At 49.7% G+C, this 7308-nt stretch carries 4 protein-coding genes; all 4 read right to left on the minus strand.

Features of this window, described 5'->3' with window-relative positions:
* Positions 1 to 109: 109 nt before the first annotated feature.
* Positions 110 to 1831 carry a CRTAC1 family protein gene (locus L0156_06580; GenBank protein ID MCI0602663.1) on the minus strand — a complete coding sequence of 574 codons (1722 nt, stop codon included), beginning with the start codon at positions 1829 to 1831 and terminating at the stop codon, positions 110 to 112.
* A gap of 58 nt (positions 1832 to 1889) precedes the next feature.
* Positions 1890 to 4754, minus strand: coding sequence for a TonB-dependent receptor (locus L0156_06585; protein MCI0602664.1), 2865 nt, complete (start codon positions 4752 to 4754; stop codon positions 1890 to 1892).
* 397 nt (positions 4755 to 5151) lie between these two features.
* Positions 5152 to 6384 (minus strand): MFS transporter, encoded by a 1233-nt coding sequence (locus tag L0156_06590; GenBank protein ID MCI0602665.1) that lies wholly within the window; start codon positions 6382 to 6384, stop codon positions 5152 to 5154.
* Between the two features lie 14 nt (positions 6385 to 6398).
* A complete protein-coding gene (gene pepE, locus L0156_06595) occupies positions 6399 to 7103 on the minus strand; it encodes a dipeptidase PepE (GenBank protein MCI0602666.1) in 705 nt (234 codons plus the stop codon).
* Positions 7104 to 7308: the final 205 nt, after the last annotated feature.

Genomic DNA, 7308 nt, shown 5'->3' on the forward strand with positions numbered 1-7308 from the left:
ACATACCACAGCGGGTATGCGCCTCGCTCGCGCCTTGCCATCAAGCCTGCGAGCCAGCAGCATATGTCATCATATTTATGGGAAGGGACACTAAGTAATTTTTTTGTCCCTACAGTACAGGTTGCGGCTTCGCACCGCGCGTGATTCGATAGAAGTGGCCGGCGGCAAGTCCTGCGTACGACTCCTGCTTGCCATCGGGCCACCGAATCATTAATTGATCAATTGTCGTTGCATTTCCCAGGCCGAAATGGAGCCGCATATCATTTTGCGAAGCGTAACTCCCGCCCGAGGATTTTTGCTTCATCTGGGTAATGCCGCCGGACTTTAATTTAACGAGGGTACCTAAAGCAAGACGAGTGCCATCTATAATATCGAATGTAATCCAGTGATTTCCGGTCTTGCTCCGATTTTCCAGCAAAGTGGGAGCAGCGTCTTGATTGCTGATGACGATGTCAAGGTCTCCGTCGTTGTCAAGATCTACGCAGGCTGCGCCACGGCCTGACTTTAAAGTTTGGAAGTCGGGTCCAACGTGATCGGTGATTTCCTTAAACTTGCCTTTTTCATTCAGGAACAACTGATTTTTTTGACGATATGTTTCATGCAATGACTTATCTTGATCCACCTGCGGATAAATATGGCCATTGGAAAAAAAGAGATCCAGATCGCTGTCATTATCTACATCAAGGAAAAGAGAGCCCCAACCAAGCGGAACAAACGTTGGTACGGCAATCCCTGCTGCAAAAGATTCATCTTGAAACAGACCACGTCCAAGATTGCGGTAGAGGGTGTAATAATCATTCGCAAAATTGGTAACAAGTAGATCAAACCAACCGTCATTGTTGTAGTCTCCGAAATCAACTCCCATACTTCCCTGTTCCTGGCCATTGGCATTGTAAGCGACGCCCCCTGGAGTTGCGACCTCTTCAAAGGTCCCGTTGCCCCGATTGCGATAGAGGCAATTCGGCGTACTGTCATTGGCCACATAGATATCGATGTCGCCGTCATTATCGTAATCGAAACTGACTACCCCCATTGAGTAGAAAGCGCTGCCGGCTTTGAGTCCGGCTTTTTCAGTTGATTCCGTAAAGACTCCCTTTCCGTTATTCAAATAAAACAAGTTGCCGCTGCCGGGCAATCCTTTGGGGCCATCCAGAACTTCAACCTTTCCGCGCCAGAGCCGCGTGCGCCGCGCTTCATGCACCTCTTTCCAGCTGGCTTCTATGTAGTTGGCGACATAGAGATCCTGATCGCCATCGTTGTCTGCGTCAAAAAAAGTGCAGCCGATGCTCCAGCGTGAATCTTGCAGGTTCGCTTTCGCGGTCCAATCGCTAAATGTACCGTTTCCATTATTGCGATAGAGTATGTCAGATCCGAAGTTGGTCACATACATGTCGGGTTTACCATCGTTGTCGATATCTCCAACACATCCACCTTGTCCGTAAACTGCGGCGCCGACTCCGGCTGCGGAGGTCACATCGGTAAATTTCATAGAACTATCATTACGATACAAAACGTTGGAATGGGGTTCCTCTTGTCCTCTTTTAGGAAAACGGTAGGCGTTTACAAAATAGAGATCCAGATCGTCATCTGAATCGTAATCAAGCACCAGAATTCCATTGCCTGTGGATTCTAGAATGTGATTTTTTTCTAAGCCGCCTGTGTACGTAACAATCTTTAGCCCTGCCTGTTTTGCGACGTTCGTAAATTGAATTGAAAAGGGTGAAGAATTCATCGTAAGAGCGGAAAGAAGAAATAACGATAGTAGGAGTCGCCCGCTGGCAAGATGCTGGCGCTCATTCAGTGAAATGTTTCCGTGCCAAGCCGTCTTCATATGTGGTAAAAAAAAAGCGGTTCAGAGAATACTCTGAACCGCACTTAAAGATCGCGAACTAGAACTGAAATCCGAGTCGAACTTCAAGCCGTCTTGGTTGGGTCCAGAAAGAAGGAATGAACACATCCCCTTCCGCCAACCTTAGATCCTGAAGAGCCAACGCATTGTCGGAGTTGAAAATATTGTAAATGGTTCCTTCCAACCGGAACTGCGCTGCGCCGCCGATGTTGAATCTTCTGCCCACCGTAACATCAATCGATTCGATAGGATCAAGACGCAAATCGCGTTCCATGATAACCCTCTGTCGGCCCTGGGTGAGACCACCGACAAAGAATTGGCGCGTGAAATGGCGTCCGGTTTCGAAATCAGCCAGCACCGAAGCCTGCAGATCACCCGGTAGGTTGAAGAAGACGGCTTGCACCCGGAACATGTGCGGACGGTCCCCCTGGAGGCGACCCGAAGCATTCAACCAGTTGTTCGCGTCGCTTCCATTCCTGCTGCCGTAAAACGGGTTGAACTGTGTCTGCTCCAGAGCTCTTGGGTTTTGACCTTCTGAACGGGACCAGGTGTAGTTTGCGTTTAAGCCCCAATTGTCCGAAAATCTTTTTTCGAAGGTAAACAATACACCGTGATAGGTCTGCCAGTACTCGTTCCGGAATCCGTCACATGCCGACGCTTGTGGAAGCAGCTCGCAGAAATTTCCCGGCCTGTTTCCCTTTTGTATGGTTGCCGCCTCAACTTCATCGAAGAGAATGTATTCCGTTCCTGTGAACGGATCGGTGAAAAGGAGAGGCTCATAGCTTCCGCCGATAATCTCCCATCCCACAAGATCAGTACTGTCCTTGTAGACGTATTGAACACCCGCAGCAAACGAATCAGCGAACTGGTGCTCAAATCCCACGGAATACTGTAGAGTGCGCGGAGGATCGATATCTGAGCTGACGAGCGCTTCTACAGCATCCGTATAATAAGGAATGTCAAAAACACCCGTATCGGGATTGAATCGGAACGCTTCAATGATCGGTAGTTGCGGTGGAGGATAATCCCAGTTTCCCGAAACATTGTGATCGTAGTACACACCAAAGGATCCCTGGATTTTCGTTCGACCACCCTCGAAAGGCTGAAAAACGAAACCGATGCGCGGAGACACGAGATTCCAATTGGCCACTTCCTGACCTGGAATGATCTCTCCTGTCGCTTTGAAATTTCCTGACTGTGCAACGGAAGGAGTTCCCACCGTGAGTCGATCGTAGTCAGGGATGGTACCGGTATTGTGATCGAATCGCAAACCAAGATTCAAAGTAAGCCGATCGTTAACGGTTATCGTGTCATCAAGAAAAAATCCCAACTCCCGATTCTCTCCGCCGTATTGAAACGGTTGCTGATAGACGCGGTAAAGGTCATTGTAGGCGGCGTAGTAGTCATAGTAAGCGTAGTGAACTGTGTAGAAGCCGTTGGCTCCGATCGAGATACTCGTATTGGCATCACCGCGGGAATACTGAACGCCGAACTTGAACTCATGCTCACTGTTGAGGAAGTCATCCGCGTAGTAGGTAACTTTGCTTCTGAATGTATTTCTCCACGTTTCGTAGTCCCATGGGTACCAAACACCACCAGAATAATAAGAATGAGGCTTATCAGGCGGTGTATAGTCGATAAACGGATCAGCAAGTGGAGCTCCAACGACCGAATCATAAAAATCATCGGTCCACCAACCTGAATAGCCCACTTCAACCAGCAGATTCTGTGAAATAGTGGAAACCAAACTAGCGCCCCATGCCGGATTTGTTCCGCCCTCACCGGGCAATGCCTCAAGCTGATATTCCGGAGTTAACGTGTTTGGGGAATCCCACTCTTCCCAGTGGAAGAAACCGGAAACCTCATGGTTCTCTCCGATTAGACCATTCGCCTTCATATCGTATTTGTCACTTTTGAAGGCAACCTGGGCAGCGAGTTCAGGAACCACTCCGGGTTGCGCCGAAGCATCGCGACCGGTTGAGACACCACCGAAAAACCAGAGCCTGTCCTTTAGGATTGGACCACCCAGCTGACCTGAAATCAGACGATACTCCTCTCGACTGAAACCAGAGACCGCTGGATCTAGATCCAGCGCTACCCGTTCACCTTGCGCATCGTACGCATAGGCATCGAGGTTGTCCGTTAGTCCATCAGTCAGAATGTAGTAGTTAGCGGCGCCATGAAAGTCGTTGCTTCCTTTTTTCGTTACCACATTGAAGACAGCTCCTGTGTGGTTTCCATATTCAGCACTGGCTCCGACTCCCATGACCTGGACTTCGTCAATCAGAAACGGATTGACCGTCATCCACACAGATCCTGTTTCAGGCGCAGACAAATCCACACCATCCACATGCCAGGCGTTTGATTGCATATTGGACCCTAACGCAATCGTACGGTCCCCAGCTGCATCTCCTGTGCTCGCGGTTACTCCTGGAGAAGTCTGCATCAGCACGAATTGAGAGTGCTGGGTTGGCACTTCTTCTAAAATCTCATCGGAGTAATTAGAAGAAAGGCCTGACTCGTGCACATCAATCAGCGGGCTTTCTCCAATTGTGGTGATCGCTTCGGCCATTTTGGAGAGGTTCATGCCGACAGGGACGTTCGCTGTAGCATTCAGCTGTACATCCACGTTTTCTACACGAACCGTTTCAAAGCCTTGCATCGTGAGCTCAACTTGATATTTACCTACTGGCACAGAGGGAAAACGGAACACGCCCAACTCATTGGTATAGGCAGTGCGCGTTTGGCCCAGTAGAGATTCACTGCTGATGGTTACTGTAACTCCCGGGAGCGGCCTATCCTCCGGATCGGTTACAACTCCCCGGATGTTACCGCCTGTAGTTTGCCCCCACACGGCCATGCTAATGGCGATAACACACACCACTAGCGGTAGGACAATTCTCATTTTCCACATAACCCCTCCTGTCTGGGTTCCATGCGGTCCCGCCTGCGCATTGGATCTTTGAGTTCTGTTTGAATTGCTGTGTGAATTCTTTTCGTCTGTTCAGACGAAATAGAGCGGAACATGCATGTATTATACCCTACCCGCTGGAAAAGCAATGCAATTGTAAACGCGATTTCACCATGTGAAACACGATTCAGCCGGTAGTCGGTGGACGGTTGTCAGGTTGCTCCGGGGTTGCACGTAGTGAATGTCGTTCTGCCAATCGACCACTGGACCACTAACCATGGGGGACGATGAGTGTTTCACATTATGAAATACTGTTTCAAAAATATGAGAACAATGTCCGGTGAATAGGCTGCCTTACAAATTATGAACCGCAAATCAGCCATCTATGGTTTCATTTATTGCCCGAGGCCATTTGCACGGCTTCGGGCATTTTTCGCAGACGCCACATGTTGATGATTCCAAAAACCGGTCCGGCGGCGAGTACCACGAACACTTTGTTCCAGCCGATCATAGCAACGAGGGCAGGAATCAGCGCAATTGAGATAAGAGTCAGCAGAAATCCCAGCGAAGTCTGCAGAGTTAACGCGGTGCCGACATAACGATAATCCGTCAGCTCGCTGACAGCGGCGCTGAATTGCGCGCTGTCCGCAACAACAGCAAACCCCCAGATAATACAAAGAACTGTTAATGCAATGGGATGATCAAAGAAGAACCCTGCAAGCAAGCAACAGGCGCCTGATATCAGTAAACTCAGACTGGTTACTTTCGTACGGCCGATTCTATCCGCCATGATCCCGGCAAGAACGCATCCAATGGTTCCGGCGGCGATTGCAGCGAATCCAGCAAAACGTGCGGCCTGTGCGCTACCACCGGCACCCTGAAAACTCGCTAACAGGAAAATAGGAACCCAGGTCCACATGGCATAGAGCTCCCACATGTGACCCAGATATCCGTAGTTCGCAAGCCTTGTCGGTTTGTGCTTCAATGCTCGAACAGCAAATCGCCAATCAAAGGGCGCACTCTGGCTCAAATAAGGACCCGGCCGGACAAATAAAGCGCAGATTACCGCAGCAAGAAGTGCCATGAAAGAGAGCGCCAGCAGAATCGTCTGCCAGGGCGGCATCCCGCTTTCACCGACAATACCATTCAGCAGATGAGGCAACGATTTGCCCAACGTCAACGAACCTACCAGCATTCCAATTCCAAGGCCGCGATCTTCTTTGCACCAGGTGGCGACCAGTTTCATTCCCGGTGGATAGACACCTGCCATCCACATTCCTGTAAGAAAACGCAAAACGAGAGTTGTGTTGAATTGCGGATTGAAAACAGGAATGGCAGCGTTAAAACAGGCGGCGGCAACCGCGCTAATCGCGAACAACCAGTGGTTACTGATCCTGTCACCCAGATTCAATAGCGCGCTCAGAATAGCTCCGCAAACAAAACCGATCTGAACGCTATTGGTAATCCAGGATTGTTGAGAAGGGCTGAGCTTCCATTCAGATGTTAATTGTGGAAGCACTGCGGATCCGGAAAACCACAACGACATCGCCAGCATTGCAGCAAATGCCAGCAGTAAAAGATTCTTCCACTTCTTTGCGGCTTCGCGTCTTTGCGTTGAATTCAAATTCTTCGGTGTCACTACAAATATGGACTGAGTGACTTTATAGGATGAAGTTCTACAGGATCTTTTTCTCTCCGGAAAATGCGCGCGCCAGAGATTCCTTTCAACAAGATTTCGTCGCTCTGAACGCGAATCATTGCGCCTTCACGTAATCCGACTACCGGTCTGTCGTTTTCTTCCAGATACTCGCGGATTCTTTCTTCGCGCGTTTCTCCCATATGTTTGGAATTCGGATCGGGATCAAGGTAATGCGGATTGATTTGGAAGTGAACCAATCCCAATGCTGTTAGCGACGGTGGTTCCACGATCGGCATATCATTTGTTGTTCGGATCGTGGGACAGGCCACATTCGTGCCGGCGCTGGAGCCCATGTATAGCATCCCCTGATCAACGCGACTCCGGATTTCTTCCAGCAGATTCTTTTCATACAATGACTTCAAAAGTCGAAAAGTATTCCCACCGCCAATGAATATTGCTTCCGCATTCCGTACCGTTTCGCGGGGATCTTCACTCCTGTGGATGGAATCGACCCGATACCCCATTCTTTCAAAACGCAAACATACTTTTGCGCAGTAGGCTTCGTGATCCTTTAACGCATAAGGAACGAACAATACACTGCTCACGCTTCGAAGGTGATCTCGAATCTCTCCCTCAGCATGATCCAGATATCCGCCGCCATGGACGACCGAGCTGCTGATCAGTAAAAGTTGTCTGTTCGCCATCCTACAGACATTTTACTCTGAATCATCGGCGGTGGAACTTTGTAAGCGAAGTAGTGCGGGCGTCACGCCTGCAGAGCTACGCGCAGACGAGACGTCCGCTGAATCATCGGCGGTTGAGCTTTGTAAGCGAAGTAGTGCGGGCGTCACGCCTGCAGAGCTACGCGCAGACGAGACGTCCGCGCTACTCTGTTTACTGAATCATCGG

The sequence above is a fragment of the bacterium genome (assembly GCA_022616075.1).
Taxonomy (GTDB): domain Bacteria; phylum Acidobacteriota; class HRBIN11; order JAKEFK01; family JAKEFK01; genus JAKEFK01.